We start from the raw sequence: 1719 nt of genomic DNA, 5'->3' as shown, positions 1-1719 counted from the left end.
AACACGGCAATTGGTGGCATACCACCGAAATACAAACAGGCTTTAATAACGCAACCTTCTACTTTTAGCGTCAATTAAAAATGGGTGTATTACCGAGGGAGATTATGCCTTTGTATTTGTTGTCGCATAGTCAGCAGTTAACAAGCAAAGGCAGCCGACGCGTACCGCGCAGCTGCTTTGAGCGTTAGCATCTCATAGAAAGTTCAATTATCTGGTATATATTCAAGGATATCGCCAGGCTGGCATTCCAAAACTTGGCAAATTTGCTCAAGTGTTGAGAAGCGGACACCTTTAACTTTTCCAGTGCGCAGCAGAGACAAGTTCTGTTCGGTAATTCCGATTTCAACAGCAAGTTCTTTGCCGCGAATTTTGCGCTTGGCGAGCATGACGTCAAGGTTAACGACAATAGGCATTTAGCCCCCCTATATGAACTGCTTGTTTTCGTTTTCCAGCTTGCTAGCATTGACGAGGAGATCACTCATTACCCAAAGAATCATGGCCAGTGCAATTACTTTAATTTCACCACTACCCAAAGAAATAGAGAGCACCTTCTGGCCGGCAGGATGATTCATTGATAGCAGCATGCTGGCAAGTGAGAAGTGCAACGGCTTGGCAAGCGCCTGTGCAAACACAAAAACTGAAAACAGCCGCAGGTCACGGCTATTGCTGCGATTAAAAAGTTCTCTTTTGGCGAAGTTGGAGAACGCGCGGCGCAAAAAGTAGAGGCCGGTCACGCCAGTGGCTACATAGAAGAGGGTCAAAAGCCACAAGCTATACCACTGCATGTCTGAGACGGTCTGCCATTGTATTGGTAGGTGTAGGCTACTTCTGGCCATGGCGGCAAATACCTCAATATTGATCAGGAGATACAGGGCGGCCACAGGTGTTGCGATAAGCATTGCTATACATCCGAAGGCAATTAGCTGTGAAAATTGGCGGTTCATACTATAAATCTCTCTTGACATGATTGTTTTGTGGATATAAATTATCGTTTTACATTAATTTAGTCAAGAGGTTGATTCCATGAATATTCGATTGATCGTAGCCGCTGCCATCCTTTTACTACCTCTGTATGCGCCCAGTGCCAGCGCGCTGACGATGAAGCAGTTTTCTGACATTTGTCATTCATCTCCCGAAGAATGCAGTGATCATCCGATCCTTCAAGCCTATGTTGGCGGTGCGCTTGACCTACTGGCCACGTTAGATGAACGGACGGATTATCTAGAAAAGGTGTATTGCAAGGACCCAAAGGAATTATTTGATGTGCCAACTATCATTCGCTTTATGGTGCAGCGCAGCGAGCAGTATACTAAGGATAATGCCATGCTGGTGTTGGTGCGTTACTTTGAAGAACGTGGCGGCTGTAATCATGAGTAAAGCATTATTGATAATAATGGTAATGCTCAGCACAACAGGTTGCAGCAACAAAGCGATATACGACAACATTCATATAAATCAGCGAAACGAGTGCCTTAAAGAGCCGCCTCCCACCTATTCTGAGTGCATTGAGGGCACCAACAAATCCTATGAGGAGTATGAGCGTGAGCGTAAAGAGTTGTTGGAGAAAGCAAGTACAATCTGTGGAGAATGCTAACAATGCAATGCACGCGACGAGCGCGTGATTGCGGCGTTAGTGCGTCAAGCAAAGCTTGATGCATCTTGCAGGGTGTAAGTCCCTGTCGGGTAAGGTGTAACTGACCACCCGTATCGAGTGTTGCG

Annotated in this window: 3 protein-coding genes; 1 reads left to right on the top strand and 2 read right to left on the bottom strand. The window is 46.0% G+C overall.

What is annotated here, in order from left to right:
* Nucleotides 1-203 precede the first annotated feature (203 nt).
* Both H595_RS0119615 and H595_RS0119610 read right to left on the bottom strand, forming a co-directional pair.
* Nucleotides 204-413, bottom strand: a complete 210-nt coding sequence (locus H595_RS0119615; protein ID WP_027672658.1) for a helix-turn-helix domain-containing protein — start codon at nt 411-413, stop codon at nt 204-206.
* 9 nt (nt 414-422) lie between these two features.
* Nucleotides 423-944: a DUF2975 domain-containing protein gene (locus H595_RS0119610; RefSeq protein ID WP_037055567.1), complete on the bottom strand. Its 522-nt coding sequence runs from the start codon at nt 942-944 to the stop codon at nt 423-425.
* Nucleotides 945-1023: 79 nt separating this feature from the next.
* Here H595_RS0119610 and H595_RS0119605 point away from each other — a divergent pair, with 79 nt between their 5' ends.
* The gene (locus tag H595_RS0119605; RefSeq protein ID WP_027672656.1) at nt 1024-1377 is read left to right on the top strand and encodes a hypothetical protein; all 354 of its coding nucleotides are present in this window, start codon (nt 1024-1026) and stop codon (nt 1375-1377) included.
* The last annotated feature ends 342 nt before the right edge of the window (nt 1378-1719 follow it).

Source organism: Rheinheimera baltica DSM 14885, assembly GCF_000425345.1.
Classification (GTDB): Bacteria; Pseudomonadota; Gammaproteobacteria; order Enterobacterales; family Alteromonadaceae; genus Alishewanella; species Alishewanella baltica.
This window is presented reverse-complemented; position numbering and strand designations above follow the sequence as displayed.